Origin of the sequence: Microcoleus sp. B7-D4, assembly GCF_036705125.1 — a bacterium.
Lineage (GTDB): Bacteria > Cyanobacteriota > Cyanobacteriia > Cyanobacteriales > Microcoleaceae > Microcoleus.
The window spans coordinates 24,183-38,297 of sequence record NZ_JAUBTT010000034.1 but is presented as its reverse complement, the minus strand read 5'-3'; the positions used below and the strand labels follow the sequence as shown (position 1 = coordinate 38,297).

Annotated in this window: 15 protein-coding genes; 12 read left to right on the top strand and 3 right to left on the bottom strand. The window is 46.2% G+C overall.

The window, feature by feature from the left end; genetic code table 11:
• The first annotated feature begins 484 nt into the window (after positions 1 to 484).
• From QUB12_RS15555 to QUB12_RS15540, 4 genes are all read left to right on the top strand, one after another.
• A complete protein-coding gene (locus tag QUB12_RS15555) occupies positions 485 to 1,051 on the top strand; it encodes a sigma-70 family RNA polymerase sigma factor (RefSeq protein ID WP_333288130.1) in 567 nt (188 codons plus the stop codon).
• 150 nt (positions 1,052 to 1,201) lie between these two features.
• A complete protein-coding gene (locus QUB12_RS15550) occupies positions 1,202 to 1,816 on the top strand; it encodes a cupin domain-containing protein (protein WP_333307458.1) in 615 nt (204 codons plus the stop codon).
• A 190-nt stretch (positions 1,817 to 2,006) separates the two neighbouring features.
• Complete coding sequence (locus tag QUB12_RS15545) at positions 2,007 to 2,483, top strand: DUF732 domain-containing protein (RefSeq protein ID WP_333307456.1); 477 nt, start codon at positions 2,007 to 2,009, stop codon at positions 2,481 to 2,483.
• A 408-nt stretch (positions 2,484 to 2,891) separates the two neighbouring features.
• Positions 2,892 to 3,710, top strand: coding sequence for a hypothetical protein (locus QUB12_RS15540; RefSeq protein WP_333307453.1), 819 nt, complete (start codon positions 2,892 to 2,894; stop codon positions 3,708 to 3,710).
• 92 nt (positions 3,711 to 3,802) lie between these two features.
• Here QUB12_RS15540 and QUB12_RS15535 read toward each other — a convergent pair whose 3' ends face one another.
• Both QUB12_RS15535 and QUB12_RS15530 read right to left on the bottom strand, forming a co-directional pair.
• Positions 3,803 to 4,390, bottom strand: coding sequence for an acireductone dioxygenase (locus tag QUB12_RS15535; protein ID WP_333141039.1), 588 nt, complete (start codon positions 4,388 to 4,390; stop codon positions 3,803 to 3,805).
• Positions 4,391 to 4,611: 221 nt separating this feature from the next.
• Positions 4,612 to 5,820: a NupC/NupG family nucleoside CNT transporter gene (locus tag QUB12_RS15530; protein ID WP_333141037.1), complete on the bottom strand. Its 1,209-nt coding sequence runs from the start codon at positions 5,818 to 5,820 to the stop codon at positions 4,612 to 4,614.
• Positions 5,821 to 6,065: 245 nt separating this feature from the next.
• Between QUB12_RS15530 and der the strand changes: the two genes are divergently transcribed.
• The 8 genes from der to QUB12_RS15490 all read left to right on the top strand — a co-directional run bounded on the left by der (position 6,066) and on the right by QUB12_RS15490 (position 12,974).
• On the top strand, positions 6,066 to 7,427 hold the full coding sequence (gene der, locus QUB12_RS15525) for a ribosome biogenesis GTPase Der (protein ID WP_333103879.1): 1,362 nt from the start codon (positions 6,066 to 6,068) through the stop codon (positions 7,425 to 7,427).
• Positions 7,428 to 7,793: 366 nt separating this feature from the next.
• Positions 7,794 to 8,789 carry an energy-coupling factor transporter transmembrane protein EcfT gene (locus tag QUB12_RS15520; RefSeq protein WP_333141034.1) on the top strand — a complete coding sequence of 332 codons (996 nt, stop codon included), beginning with the start codon at positions 7,794 to 7,796 and terminating at the stop codon, positions 8,787 to 8,789.
• A 250-nt stretch (positions 8,790 to 9,039) separates the two neighbouring features.
• A complete protein-coding gene (gene acpS / locus QUB12_RS15515; protein WP_333141032.1) occupies positions 9,040 to 9,498 on the top strand; it encodes a holo-ACP synthase in 459 nt (152 codons plus the stop codon).
• Positions 9,499 to 9,540: 42 nt separating this feature from the next.
• On the top strand, positions 9,541 to 9,810 hold the full coding sequence (gene pipX, locus QUB12_RS15510; protein ID WP_006634205.1) for a transcriptional coactivator PipX: 270 nt from the start codon (positions 9,541 to 9,543) through the stop codon (positions 9,808 to 9,810).
• A 72-nt stretch (positions 9,811 to 9,882) separates the two neighbouring features.
• Positions 9,883 to 10,548, top strand: a complete 666-nt coding sequence (locus QUB12_RS15505; RefSeq protein ID WP_333141030.1) for a YggS family pyridoxal phosphate-dependent enzyme — start codon at positions 9,883 to 9,885, stop codon at positions 10,546 to 10,548.
• 117 nt (positions 10,549 to 10,665) lie between these two features.
• Positions 10,666 to 11,283, top strand: coding sequence for a cell division protein SepF (locus QUB12_RS15500; protein ID WP_333080778.1), 618 nt, complete (start codon positions 10,666 to 10,668; stop codon positions 11,281 to 11,283).
• Positions 11,284 to 11,482: 199 nt separating this feature from the next.
• Positions 11,483 to 12,328, top strand: coding sequence for a pyrroline-5-carboxylate reductase (proC, locus tag QUB12_RS15495; protein ID WP_333141028.1), 846 nt, complete (start codon positions 11,483 to 11,485; stop codon positions 12,326 to 12,328).
• Positions 12,329 to 12,344: 16 nt separating this feature from the next.
• Positions 12,345 to 12,974, top strand: coding sequence for a hypothetical protein (locus tag QUB12_RS15490; protein ID WP_333141026.1), 630 nt, complete (start codon positions 12,345 to 12,347; stop codon positions 12,972 to 12,974).
• Positions 12,975 to 13,346: 372 nt separating this feature from the next.
• On the opposite strand, the gene plsY is transcribed toward QUB12_RS15490, so the two are convergent.
• Positions 13,347 to 14,027 (bottom strand): glycerol-3-phosphate 1-O-acyltransferase PlsY, encoded by a 681-nt coding sequence (gene plsY, locus QUB12_RS15485; protein ID WP_333141024.1) that lies wholly within the window; start codon positions 14,025 to 14,027, stop codon positions 13,347 to 13,349.
• Positions 14,028 to 14,115 lie beyond the last annotated feature (88 nt).

Below are 14,115 nucleotides of genomic sequence, written 5' to 3'. Positions count from 1 at the left end.
GGGGTTTCCAGGCTCTTATTGGGAGCGATCGAACAAAGCTTGGGAACGAGTGAATGGCGCTGTTTTGACCGAAAGCATCCAGGATACCCGCCACGTGATTCATTCCTTCGCAGACTCAGAACCCAGAAATAAAAAACCTGTATCCGATGAAACTTGCCCCCGAATTTATCCGGGGGGTCAATGCTTCAATTCTTTAATCGAAAATCGAAAATCGAAAATCGAAAATCGATAGACTCTTCACGCTCAGGGATTTTTTTGTTCTGCATAAAGCGGATTGCTAAGTCTCAACCAAATAATTAATTAGGTGGTAAAATCCAATATGACTTGGGATTTTTACAATTCAAAGCACGACAAAATTAGCCTGAAAAGGCATACTCCAGTTTGTACCCCAACTTCAAACTTACAATTATGTTCTGTAGTGATATACGCCGAATTTTTAATTTTGGATCTGTGCAGTCAAAACAAAAATTTTCGGTACACTGAGATGACAGGCCAGAAGTCAGGCGATGAATCGCTGCTTTTAGTGCAGATTGCCCAGAAAGACCAAACGGCATTAGCTAAACTTTACGATCGCTACGGTCGCCCAAGTTACGCTCTCGCTTACAAAATCCTGGGTTCGGTAGAAGAAGCTGAAGAAGTGGTACTCGATGTTTTTTCCCAAATTTGGCAAAAAGCAGCAACTTACGATCCTTCTCGCAGTCGAGCAGATACCTGGTTGTTCATGCTTACCCGCAGTCGTTCCCTCGATCGGCTGCGAGCTGTGCAGCGAACAGTCCGGGCTGCTGAAGCTTGTCTGGAAGAGGCTAAAGTACCCATCTCTAGCGTTGCAGAACCGATGGAAGATGCCATGTTTAAAGAACGCAGGGAACAAGTCAAAGCGGCCTTAGAAAAGCTGCCAAAGGAACAGCAACAGGCGATCGAACTCGCTTACTACCAAGGGCTGACTTGCGCGGCGATCGCAGCTAAAACTGGTATCCCGACAGGTACAATCAAAACCCGAATTCGGTTGGGTCTTTCCAAATTGCGTCAAGCTTTGAGCGAAGAATTTTAGATAGTCAAAAAACAAAATTTAAGTTGTTTAACATTAATCTAAAATTGTGGCATCTCCAATCATCCATCTTGAGTGCGAGGGCTGCAGACCAATTTCAAGTTTAAAATTAACCTAGGCTGAATTACAATTAATGGCGGAAAACAGATGGAAATGATGCCAGACGAGGAGTATACAATCCTTGCAGCCCTTCAAGCTCTCGATACCCTCGACGAGTCAGAACGTGGCGCATTTGCAGAGAAATTGAAAGAGTCCCCAGAACTTACAAGTGAATTAGCTGCTTTGGAATCCACAATTGCCGCGATCGCCTACACAGCCCCCCCAGTTCCTGTCGCCCCCGACCTCAAAAACCGCCTGTTCCAGCGTATAGCCCAACTGCCGCCCACCCTGGCCGAATCAGGCAATATAAAGCCAATTGTTACTTCCCCAACCGAGAACAATACTCCATCTTTAATAGTGCGATCGCACGATGTCAAATGGAAATCTTATGGAGTTCCGGGAGTCTCGTTCGGCAAGCTTTACATTGACAAAAAAAAGCGCGAAATTACCTGCTTGATGCGCCTAGAACCTGGAGTAACATTTCCCATGCACCGACACGCTGCCTCGGAGGAAGTGCTTGTATTAGAAGGAGACTTAATTGTAGAAGGGGAAATTTGCCATCAAGGCGACTACATTCGATCGGTTCCCGATTCCACACATTCGCCCCTCACACAAGGGGGATGTTTGCTGTTAATGAAAACTTCCCTAGACAACGAAATGTTCGTCTGATATTATTTTTGTTGAATTGCCGACAGCTTGGAGGGCGGATTTATGTAGATTTTTAGTTAGAAGTATAGATGGTTGGTGAAACCCGCCCCTACAATTATTTCGGTTAATTTACCGGACACGCTCTAACTCAAAAACACCACATTGCTCCGCATTCGGCGGTTAAGAATCCCAAATATATCACGTAATTCCCATGCTAAATTACTCGCGTTTAACTGCTGTTCTGTCCGCCGTTATTATTATACAATTTGTACCCAGCAACCAAAGCGCGAGCGCCCAAGAACGCGAAGGATGTTTTCTTGTCAATTCAGTAGGAGAAGTAATTAACTTAAATTTGTTGTGTTCGCCCCAAGAATCCGACATTAAGCTGACAGGAAACGATGGGAAATTTCTCGAAGACTATCAACGCTTAGCAAAAAGCTACTCTCCCGAAGCAACGGACAATTTACTGCAAGCAATCCGAAGGGCCCCTGGTCAAAAAATTGCGGCCGCTAAAAGAATGTGTGCGGAAGCAAAATCGGGACTTTCTCTGCCGGAAGTTAAATTAAGAGCGATCGGGCAAGCTGTCAGTATCGAAAATCCAACTGCCAAAGAAAGTTTTCTCGCCGATACGGATATTATTACCACCCTTGCCGCCAATCATTATTGCCCGGAATTAGCCAGTAAGTAATATCATGAAATCTGTAGGGACACGGTAAGGCATATTAGTGTCAACTTAAGCTTTTAGTCCGCCATTCCTCCCGTTCACCCGGCATTCCGCCAGGGAATGAATTCCCTGTCTCATAGCGAAAGTCCTCTTAAGAGGACTGAAGAACTCATTAGTCCTCATAGCGAGGAATTTAGCTTTGAGGCAGGGGTTTCAACAAGAGCCGGACTATGGGTTTAACGTTAAGTTCGCCTTGGGTAAGGCAGCATCTCTGTTTTGATTTTACAGGAGTGCAAGGGGGACGATCGCACTTCTAAAAAACCCTTTTTCCAAAACAGAGATTCTCCCACGGTAATACGGCGTCTTTACTGGCAGTTACAATATTAATTGTCATTTTGTCGCGCAACGATCCATGAAATTACCGGACATGAGATGAAACATTTAAAATCAAGTTCCGCCGACTTGCGGGATTTATTCAAAGACAGCATTACAGTTAAATACCTCGCGGAACCGCTGAAAGCTGTCCCCGCTTGCGAAGATGCCGCCAAATTGCGATCGTGGATGGAGGCCCGCGATTTTGACGTGCTCGGTATCGAAGAAAACGGCACGGTTTGCGGCTATGTAGAACGATCGCACTTAAAGACAGGCAAGTGCAGCGACTACCAGCAAATTTTTCACCCCTCCCAATTAATTGCCGCCGCCACTCCTTTGATGGAATTGCTGCCGCTGCTGCGAGAAAAACCGAGATTATTTGTATTGGAAAGCAACAGGATCAACGGGATTGTTACCTGCGGCGATTTACAAAAAGCACCAGTGCGGATGCTGCTGTTTGGATTGGTGACGCTTCTGGAAATGAATTTATTGCGGATAGTGCGGATTTACTTTCCCCAAGATTCTTGGCAGAAATTGCTTAAGGGCGATCGCATTTTAGCCGCAAAACACCTTTGGGAATTGGGGCGATCCAGAAATGAAGCAATTGACTTAATCGATTACCTGCAATTCTGCGACAAGCGAGATTTAATCCTGAGTTCGGCTGAAATAGTCGATCGGCTGGGGCTCAAATCCAAACGCTACGGGGAGCGTTTTTTAAAGTCAGCAGAGGCATTGAGAAACAAATTAGCTCACGCTCAAGATTTAATCAACGGTTCTTCTTGGCCGGAAGTAATTTTTTTAGCTCAGGAAATAGAAGCGCTTTTGCAGCGATGCGAAGAAATTGAAATGGCCGCACCTAATGAAGTAGAGAGCATTTAATCCTCGTCTTTTATAGAGAGACTTTGTTTGTAGTGTCGCCATTTCAATCGCCTATTTTGATAGAGGAAGGTGCGCCGAAGCGCACCATACATTTAGTTTTTAATTTTTAGTTTCCTGTTGGTATACTTAGGAACCCAGCCTTGAGCACTCGTGTAATACTGCAAGGCTTTCAAGTACAGCGACGGAGTGAGATAAAACCAATGTTCGGTATTAGCCGGCACTTTAATGTATTCTTCAGCTTGCAGCATTAATTGTACCTGAGAGCCGTTAGAATACACAAACCCAAAAACGCATTCCCCAGCTAAAATGTGAAGAACTTCTGCATCTGTGTGGGTATGAGTGCGATCGCTTTGAGTCATCAGTGCGTAAATCTGCTGCGAACCTGGATGCAGCACTTTTAAGTCGCACCACCGATATCCGCTGGCGCGCTTAAACTGTTCAAACTCACTATTATATGCTGCGAGAATCTGCTGTTTTTCTGTAACATTGAGAATGTCTTGAACGAGCAGTTCTTGAAACGCCGGATTTTCGTTAGTGGGCAGGGAATCGATCTCAATATTTAAAACTGCCAGTTGACTCGCGATCGCCCGGATATCCGTATATGTTCTACCGTCTTCTAGTTGCAGAACAGCCATATTACCACCTAATGTGTTGAGCTTTGAGGGAAATTTAGTTTCCATTTTTAAGCTGCTGTTTTAAGCTTTCGTCAAAAACTAAACTCCTGCTTGTTTTCAATAATAGCCGATCGCTAAAATTCCATGTCCTGCCTCGCCAATGATCAAAGTAATACCACCCATCAAATAATTTGGTGGGTTTTTTAACTTTTATTTAATAAGATTTACTGGAGTTAATGTAAGGTGCGCCATAAGCACCGCACAGCTTAACTAAAAACTCAAAACTTTCAAATCAGCATCCCCGCGATACAAGCAGTCATAAAACAAGCCACAGAGCCAGCAATCATCGCCCTCACGCCCAACCTCGCCAAATCGCCTTGCCGCTGCGGGGCCATCGCGCCAATTCCCCCAATCTGAATCCCGATCGAACCAATGTTAGAAAACCCGCACAAAGCATAAGTCGAGATAATTTGCGATCGTTCAGAAATCGCCTGTTGTTTCACCAATTCCATCAAATCTAAATAAGCAATAAACTCATTCAAAATCGTTTTTTTTCCCAAAACAATCCCCACCTCTGCACAATCAGCCCAAGGCACCCCCATCAGCCAAGCAACCGGAGCCATCAAATAAGCAAAAATTAATTCTAGCGACAACTGAGGCAAACTAATTAGCCCTCCAAACCACCCCAAAAGCGCATTAAAAAAAGCCAACAAACCCAAAAAAGCAATCAGCATCGCGGCCACATTCGCCGCCAACTTCAACCCGTCGCTAGCACCCGAAGCCGCCGCATCCACCGCATTAGCATAAACCTGTTCCACCTTCACCTCCACCTCCCCAGCAGTCAGCGACTTTTCAGTTTCTGGGTACAGCAATTTAGAAATAGCCAAAGCTGCTGGTGCAGACATCACCGACGCCGCAATTAAATGTTGAGCCGGTACTCCAAAAGAAATATAAGCTGCCATGACTCCGCCGGCAATTGTGGCAAATCCTCCCGTCATGACAGCATGGAGTTCCGAGAGCGTCATCGCCGCCAAATAAGGTTTAATTAACAAAGGAGCTTCCGTTTGCCCGATAAAGATATTCGCAGCACAAGAAAGCGTTTCGGCGCCAGAAGTTTTCATGGTTTTAATCATCAACCATGCCACTGCTTGCACAACTCGCTGTAAAATGCCGTAGTGATAAAGTAGGGTGATAAACGAAGAGAAAAAAATGATAGTTGGCAGCACTTTAAAAGCGATAAAGTGTTCTGCAAAATTATCTCCAAAGATAAACTTTGCCCCCGCATCCGAAAAATTGAGAAACTGCGTCACCATATCTCCCAAAAATTTAAATACAGCCAAACCCGGAGCAGTTTTGAGAATCAAAATAGCAAAAATTAGCTGTAAAGCAATTCCCCACAATACGGGCGGCCACTTGACAGCGCGCCGATCGACTGAAAAGACGTAGGACAAACCGACAAAAACAGCTAACCCGAATACAGAAATAAGTCGTTCCATTTAGCAATTTTTAGAGAAGGTGCAGCAAGCTTTTATCGTTACCAGGCTCTGGTAATCCAGATTAACAGTCCGAGCCTTCTTTATCTCGTTTCCAGAGGTCGCCATGAATTCGCGGCGCGGGCCACACAGCCCCGGAGGGCCTATAATACACGATGCAGCCCGATCGCATACAATCTGGGCCAGTTTCGCTTACAATAAAAGGCTAAACCTCAAAATTACGGCGCAGCCTTATTGCTGCTACTTTTATGTCTCTACCTATAGTTGCTATTATTGGACGCCCCAATGTAGGCAAATCGACGCTCGTCAACCGTTTAGCCAACACCCAAGACGCGATCGTCCACGACGAACCGGGAATCACGCGCGATCGCACTTACAGACCAGCATACTGGGGCGATCGGGAATATCAAGTCGTAGACACCGGCGGGCTAGTATTCGACGACGAGACAGAATTTCTGCCTTTAATTCGCGAACAAGCAATGGCGGCCCTCGCAGAAGCCAGCGCAGCCATTTTCGTAGTTGACGGAAAAACAGGGCTCACCGGCGGCGACGAATCGATCGCATCTTGGCTGAGACTGCAAAAAGTCCCAGTCATTCTCGCAGTCAACAAATGCGAATCCGAAAATACAGGACTCACCCAAGCTGCAGACTTTTGGCAATTGGGGCTCGGAGAACCTTTCCCAGTTTCCGGCATTCACGGCAACGGCACCGGCGAATTGCTTGACAAATTAATAACTTATCTTCCCACGGAAGTATTACCAGAAGTTGAGGAAATTAAAGTAGCAATTATCGGTCGTCCCAACGTCGGCAAATCGAGTTTGTTAAACGCATTTCTAGGAGAAAATCGCGCTATAGTCAGCCCGATTTCCGGGACAACCCGCGACGCGATCGACACCTTAGTAGAACGCAACGGTAAAACCTACCGCCTGATCGACACAGCCGGAATTCGCAAAAAGAAAAACGTCGAATACGGCGCAGAATTTTTCGGGATCAACCGCGCTTTCAAAGCCATCCGCCGCGCCAACGTCATACTGTTAGTAATTGACGCAATTGACGGCGTTACAGATCAAGACCAAAAATTAGCCGATCGCATCAGCCAAGAAGGTCGAGCCTGCATCATAGTCGTCAACAAATGGGATGCCGTAGAAAAAGACTCCGACACAATCTACGAGTACGAAAGAGAAGTCAGAACCCGACTTTATTTCCTCGACTGGGCAGAAATGATTTTTGTTAGCGCCATGAGTGGACAGCGTGTTGAAAAAATCATTGAATTAGTAGACAAAGCCTCCGACGAACACAAGCGCCGCGTCACTACCGCCGTCATTAACGAAGTCATAGAAGAAGCCACAACCTGGCACTCAGCCCCAGTTACCCGCCAAGGAAAACAAGGCAAAATCTATTACGGTACTCAAGTGCGATCGCAGCCACCGACAATCGCCCTATTTGTCAACGATCCCAAACGCTTCACAGAAAATTACCGCCGCTACATGGAAAGCCAATTCCGCAAACACCTCGGCTTTACCGGTACACCAATGCGGCTACTTTGGAGAGGCAAAAAAGTTCGTGCCACCGAAATGAGCACAACAAATAGAGCACTGCGCGTCAAGTAATTTTCGATTTTCGATTCAATAAAAAAGGCTCTTCCGTACTTAGTGTGCCAAACTATTAGTTTAAGTAGTTAAAACCCAAGCTATGTATGAATCGAAGGAAAAAATGGCTCCAAATTAACTAAAGTAAGACCGGAAATCCTGGTTGTGTAAAAATTTAAGCCATTAATTTCAGATAAATTAGTACACTAAGTACGGAAGACCCATAAAAAACGCAATTTAACGATCAAAGCAAATTGCGTTTTTTTCTATTCTATTCTCTTTCTTCTCTTGTCTTGCTTCGCGTCCTTCGCGTCTTCGCGGTTCAATAAATTAGTATTATTAATAATCGACAATCTAAAATCTAAAATCTAAAATCTAAAATCCCAAATGGACTTACTTAGATCGCTCCCCATAGGACTTTACCTAGAACAACCCGTAACCTGGCTTCACCGGCTAGACTCCCGCGTAAAACTAGCCTGGTTGATGACATTTCTGATTGCGCCCATACTCGCCAATCCCATCTGGCGGCTGATGCTAGTAGGAATGTTAATCGTACTGACACTAACAGCAGCCATTCCCCTGCGCGTGTGGAAACAGCAAATGGGACTGCTGCTGCTATTCTGCCTATTAATATTTTGCCTCAGCGCGATCGCCCCCGACGGACTCCCCGCAGAACACCAGCCCCGCATCCCCGCCGACGAATTAACCTTTTCCCAACAGCCCGCAACTCTTCCACCCCCGCCCCAACCAAAACCCTGGTATAAACCTTTTAACTTAGGCTCAAACTCCCCAATCCCCAATCCCAAAGCCCAAAGCCCAAATCAACTCCCCCAACCCACAAACTACCGCTACGTTTTATTAAAACAAGGCCCGATTAAAATCACCCGCAAATCCCTAGATTTAGCTATCAACGTCAGCACCCTATTTTTCACAGTAATTTACAGCACCAACCTCTACCTTCTCACCACAGCCAGCGAAGAAATTACCGCCGCCCTTGAAAACTTAATGCAGCCCTTGCGTCGCTTGAACTGGCCTATTACCGAAATAGCCTTAACATTAACTTTATCTTTGCGATTTATTCCCCTAGTATTGGAAGAAATACAAAATTTAGTGCGATCGGTCAGAACCAGAGCGATAAACTGGAAAAAACTCGGATTTCGCAGCGCCGCTCAAGTGTGGTTGATGATAGCGGAGCGGCTGTTAGAAAACTTGCTCCTGCGAGCTGAACAAATAGCCAGCGCCATGAAAGTTCGCGGCTTCACCAGTCCCGATCGACACCGTGTAGAATGGCACCAGTTGCAATTGAAAATCCGAGACTGGATCGCCCTCGGCTGCTTGCTCATCCTCTGGAGCGCCCGCTTTGTTTGGGGTTGGGACAGTTAAGATTTTAGATTTTAGATTTTAGATTTTAGATTGATTGATTGATTGATTAGATTTGAGATTGAAGAATTGGGAAGGACTGATTCGAGTTTCAGATATCGGGGCTCTTCACGAGGGATTGACCCTACAAGAGAATGAAACAGCCCTGGATTCGAGCGGGGTTTGGAGCACGGGCCTAGATTTGAGTAAGTTTTGTCTGGTACGCGACAGTCCTGCTAAAGTAATGGAGGCAAATATTTAGAGAACCCAGACCTTGAACATCTATCTTGGGACAGATATCGTATATGTTCCGCGCATTCAAGCCGCATTAGACCGGTTTGGCGATCGCTTTCTCGAAAAAGTTTACACACCCGCCGAACAAAGGGATTGCGGGCAACTAAATTCTCAACACAGCAGCATTAAAGGTAAAATGAATCGAGTTTCCTGCAACCAGCTAGCGGGTCGCTGGGCAGCAAAAGAAGCCGTTGTCAAAGCTCTAGGCACGGGATGGCGGGGAATACGGTATGCAGATGTGGAAATTCGGCGCTCCGAAAACGGTGCTCCCAATGTGCAACTGCACGGAACCGCAGCAGCACAAGCCTCTGTTTGGGGAAATTGCCAGTGGCAATTAAGCCTCAGCCACGACGGAGACTATTGCACGGCTACGGCGATCGCCCTTTGTACCCCGCTCTCAAACAACGCCGTCGGGCGATCGAACGAAACTAAAATCTAAAATCGAAATCTTTAATCTAAAATTGATAGATTGTGAGTGTGAATGACTACCGAAACTTACCTGAATCATCCAAACTTTGGCCTCCTCTTCAGGGTATCCCAGGTTGAAGACAGCCAAGAATTATTTACCACCCTATACGCCCAACGCCTGTTTTTTTTGGTGACAAACGGCCCTGGGGGGCTGAGATTTGAACCAATCAGTCGCTCCGACGCTCGCCTCATGGTCGAAATTCGCCTGCGAACCCTGCGTCGCAGCGGTCAATATCAGGAGTACGACCAATTGCAGACCATTCACCAGCGCACATTTCAATAACGAAAATCAGTAATTTTGTAATTGGTAACTGTCTAAATTTTCCTTCCCTCCCGTCAAGAGCGTTGAGCACCCATGACCATAGCCTCTCGAATTAACAGCATTCGCCAACACTTGCCGGAATCAGTGCGGTTAATTGCCGTTACCAAACAGGTACCGACTGATGCTATCCGCGAAGCATACGACGCCGGTATCCGGGATTTTGGCGAGAGTAAGGTTCAAGAGACTGCCGAAAAACAAAGCCAACTGCAAGATTTACCGGATATCAACTGGCACTTGATCGGGCACTTGCAAGCCAACAAAGCCGCCAAGGCCCTAGAGCATTTCCAGTGGATTCACTCTCTCGACAATTTAAAGCTTGCTCAGCGACTTTCGCGCTTGGCGGGCGAACAGTCCTGCTCTCCCCAAGTCTGCCTGCAAGTCAAAATGTTGCCCGACCCGGACAAATACGGCTGGAGCGTTCCAGAACTGCTGGCCGACCTTCCAGAACTCAACAAATGTCAGCATATCAAAATTCAAGGTTTGATGACAATTCCTCCGCTGGGATTAGATGACTCGCAAATCCTAGAATTATTTAACAGCACTCGCGAACTTGCACAGAAAATCCAGCAGCAAAATTTGCCCTGCATTCAAATGCAGCAGCTCTCGATGGGGATGTCGGGAGATTATCATTTGGCAATTCAAGCAGGTGCTACTATGGTACGGCTAGGACAAACCTTATTTGGCTCTAGGAGGGGATAAATAATTGAAATCTTCTGATAAAGACAATTTGGGTTAAATATAGAATAGTCAGCCACCCGCGACTAACGCGCAACGCGAGTATAGTCGGGGCAGCAAAGTCGTGAAGGAGCGTGAATCATGAATATTTTTTCTAAACTGCGAGATTTTGTAGGCATCAACAATGAGCCTGAGTACGATGACGTGTACGACGAAACGGAAGGGGAGCGGTATCAGAACTTTTACCAAGCGCCTGAACCCAACCCCGCTGCCGTCGCAGCAGCCGAAGAAGAACGTCGTCAAAATCGTAGAATGCGAGAGCGGTCAGTAGTAGGATCGACAGGTATGGATGTCGTTGCACCAACCGGGGGAGTAGGGTCAGTAATGAATAACGTGATTGGAATGCCTGGAGCTATGAACGGGATTTCGGAAGTAGTAGTAATGGAGCCGCGCACTTTTGAAGAGATGCCGGCAGCAATTCGAGCCCTTAAGGAACGCAAGTCTGTGGTTTTGAACCTGACGGTGATGGACCCAGACCAAGCGCAAAGAGCTGTGGACTTTGTGGCGGGCGGTACTTATGCCCTTGACGGTCATCAAGAGCGAATTGGCGAAAGTATTTTCTTGTTTACGCCTAGCTGCGTGCAGGTGAGAACTCAGTCTGGTGTGGTTCACGAAGTGCCTCCTGCTCAAGGACGCCCTCGTGCTGCTGCTCCTGCACCGACAGTCTGGCCGGCAGAACAAGCTCCAGTAGCTCAGTAGTCAGTAGTTAGTAGTCAGTTGACAGTGGTGAGTAGTCAGTAGTCAGTAGTCAGTAGTCAATAGTTAACAACTAATAACTGTGGAATAAACACTGCGGATTAATAACATTAGCTAACAACTAAGTAACCAATGACAACTGACAACTGACAACTGACAACTGATAACTCAAAAGTGACAACTGACAACTGACAACTGACTAATGACTAACATAAAATTTGGTACGATCGGCGGCGGGGTAATGGGAGAAGCTCTCTTATCCCGCTTAATAGCACAAAAAGTTTATTTGCCTTCAGAAATATTGGTGAGCGAGCCTGGGGTAAAGCGCCGCGAGTTTTTGGCTAACAAATACGGGATTGGAACAACAGCCAGCAATCTAGAAGTTGCTGCGGCTACAGAAGTGCTGTTTTTGGCGATTAAACCGCAAGTTTTTGATACGGTAGCTTTGGAGTTGGCGGTGGCGGCCGATCGCAAACAAGGAAATAATGGAGAAACGGCTAATTCCCAGCCAGAAGCGCTGGTAGTGTCGATTTTGGCAGGAGTGCCACTCAGCAAGCTCGAACCAGCTTTTCCGGGGCGGGGAGTGCTGCGGGTGATGCCGAATACTCCGGCAACGGTAGGGGCGGGAATGAGCGCGATCGCTCCGGGAAAACTCGTGCAACCGGCTGATTTAGAATTGGTAAAGCGCATCTTTCAGGCCGTGGGAGAAGTGGTAGAAGTACCTGAGAGTATGCTCGATGCGGTGACTGGGCTTTCGGGTTCCGGGCCTGGTTATGTAGCAATTTTGATAGAGGCCTTGACAGATGGCGGAGTTTGTGCAGGACTGCCACGGGCGATCGCCTCTCAATTAGCTTTACAAACAGTATTTGGTACAGCGAAGCTAATGCAAGAAACGGGAATGCACCCGGCACAATTGAAAGATCAAGTTACGAGTCCCGGCGGTACAACTATTGCGGGAATTGCTAAATTAGAGAGTAACGGCTTTCGTTCTGCCCTAATCGAAGCAGTGAAAGCAGCTTGTTTGCGTTCTCAAGAATTAGGTAAATAAAAACAGAGAATTTAAGATGGCTTATAGCGACTTCAAGCTGAAGGAACTTGTCAAGCAATTTGACTTAACTCTTAACGAAAATCAAGATTTGTTTGCCGATATATCAGAAGTAGAATCTAGCGAAATCCTGAAAGTAGCGTTGAAAGAAAACGCAGCATTAGCAGTAGATATAAATACGGAAAAAGCTCGATCCGAACTGATTATTGCACCAATTTTACTTGAAGTTAGGCGGCAGTTAAATTATCAGATTGGTTTATTTTCAGGTTCCGAGTTTAATGTAGCTCCTGAAAAAGGATTAAATGGAACCTGTGATTTTTTAATGAGTTTGTCAGCGGAACGGCTGTTTATCAGCGCCCCTGTGATTACCCTTGTTGAAGCTAAAAAAGAAGATATTAAGGCTGGTTTCGGGCAGTGTGCAGCGGAGATGTTAGCGGCTCAGTTATTTAATGAGGAAGAAGGAAATCAGATTCCCATCATTTATGGAGCCGTGACATCGGGTACTGTGTGGAGATTTTTGAAGTTAGAGGGCAATATTGTTTCTATTGATGCGATCGAGTATTATCTGAGCGATGTCGGAAAAATTTTAGGGATTTTATTAAGCGCTATACCCAAATCCCCGACTTCGCCGAATTTGTCTGGGTTCTAAAAAGGCGATCGCATTTTACATTCACAGGAGTTATATCATGTCCGGTCGATTACCCTGATTCCTGTAGGGGCGGGTTCACCAATAATATTTGCCAAAAACGGACAATCTCACAAACCCGCCCCGGCAATTGTATTATGGGCGATCGATCGGACATAATATTACGCATCAATACCAAAAAAACCGGGTTTTTCCTCAGTGTTAAAGGCTAAAATGCACTATTTCCGTAAAAAACCAGGTTTCTGTATCTAGGACTAATTCAGCAACGGAGGACACGGCAATGCCGTTTCCCTACCGCAAAATAATCAATCTTCCAGGCTTGGATGTAACCATCACCCGATTAATTGTAGTGCCGTGTCCTGACTGTGGGTAATATCAATCGCTAGCTGCTGTTTCCAATTTCTGCCCAATTCTCGGTTCCGTACCATTCAACAGACGCTGAATATTGCTCCGGTGCCGTACAATTACAAACACACCGCCCGCAATTCCAAACAATACATAAGCCAGCGGCTGATGTAAAGCAAACATCAATCCAGCAACGCTAATTGCCCCTATAATCGAACTTAAAGAAACAATTCGCGACACCGCAAATACTATCCCGAAAATTCCGAAAGTTCCCAAACCAACTGGCCAGTACAAACCCAGCAAAACTCCCAAACTCGTAGCCACAGATTTACCGCCGGTAAACCCCAGCCAGATTGATTTGCTGTGGCCCAAAACAGCAGAGAAACCGGCCAAAGTTGCCATCCAAGGGAGGAGAGTTGCAGTATTTTCTAAACCTGCCGCGGTTGCTAGCTGGCTGGTAAAAGTGAGAGAGTAAATGTAGCGGATTAGGACGATCGCACTTACCCCCTTCAACACATCAACCAACAAAACCCCCAACCCCGGCCACTTCCCCAAAGTCCTCAGTACGTTAGTCGCACCAGTCGAACCCGAACCAACCTCTCGAATATCAATTCCTAGCATCCATTTCCCCAAGGCGTACCCCGTAGGAATCGAACCCAGCAGATAAGCTGCTATTAGCAATGCGCCATTTAAAATTATCCAGCTAGCCATTTTTTAATTTGATATTTCGTGTACAGCAGAAGGAAGAAGGCAGAAGGAAGAAGGAAGAAGGAAGAAGAAGGAACAACCAATTCCGGTC

Bases quoted from the DNA above. Each gene is read 5' to 3' on its own strand.
- der (WP_333103879.1), top strand. From the start codon at position 6,066: ATGTCTCTACCTATAGTTGCTATTATTGGACGCCCCAATGTAGGCAAA.
- QUB12_RS15500 (WP_333080778.1), top strand. From the start codon at position 10,666: ATGAATATTTTTTCTAAACTGCGAGATTTTGTAGGCATCAACAATGAG.
- QUB12_RS15520 (WP_333141034.1), top strand. From the start codon at position 7,794: ATGGACTTACTTAGATCGCTCCCCATAGGACTTTACCTAGAACAACCC.
- QUB12_RS15555 (WP_333288130.1), top strand. From the start codon at position 485: ATGACAGGCCAGAAGTCAGGCGATGAATCGCTGCTTTTAGTGCAGATT.
- QUB12_RS15545 (WP_333307456.1), top strand. From the start codon at position 2,007: ATGCTAAATTACTCGCGTTTAACTGCTGTTCTGTCCGCCGTTATTATT.
- plsY (WP_333141024.1), bottom strand. From the start codon at position 14,027: ATGGCTAGCTGGATAATTTTAAATGGCGCATTGCTAATAGCAGCTTAT.
- QUB12_RS15550 (WP_333307458.1), top strand. From the start codon at position 1,202: ATGATGCCAGACGAGGAGTATACAATCCTTGCAGCCCTTCAAGCTCTC.
- QUB12_RS15505 (WP_333141030.1), top strand. From the start codon at position 9,883: ATGACCATAGCCTCTCGAATTAACAGCATTCGCCAACACTTGCCGGAA.
- QUB12_RS15490 (WP_333141026.1), top strand. From the start codon at position 12,345: ATGGCTTATAGCGACTTCAAGCTGAAGGAACTTGTCAAGCAATTTGAC.
- QUB12_RS15530 (WP_333141037.1), bottom strand. From the start codon at position 5,820: ATGGAACGACTTATTTCTGTATTCGGGTTAGCTGTTTTTGTCGGTTTG.
- pipX (WP_006634205.1), top strand. From the start codon at position 9,541: ATGACTACCGAAACTTACCTGAATCATCCAAACTTTGGCCTCCTCTTC.
- proC (WP_333141028.1), top strand. From the start codon at position 11,483: ATGACTAACATAAAATTTGGTACGATCGGCGGCGGGGTAATGGGAGAA.
- QUB12_RS15540 (WP_333307453.1), top strand. From the start codon at position 2,892: ATGAAACATTTAAAATCAAGTTCCGCCGACTTGCGGGATTTATTCAAA.
- QUB12_RS15535 (WP_333141039.1), bottom strand. From the start codon at position 4,390: ATGGAAACTAAATTTCCCTCAAAGCTCAACACATTAGGTGGTAATATG.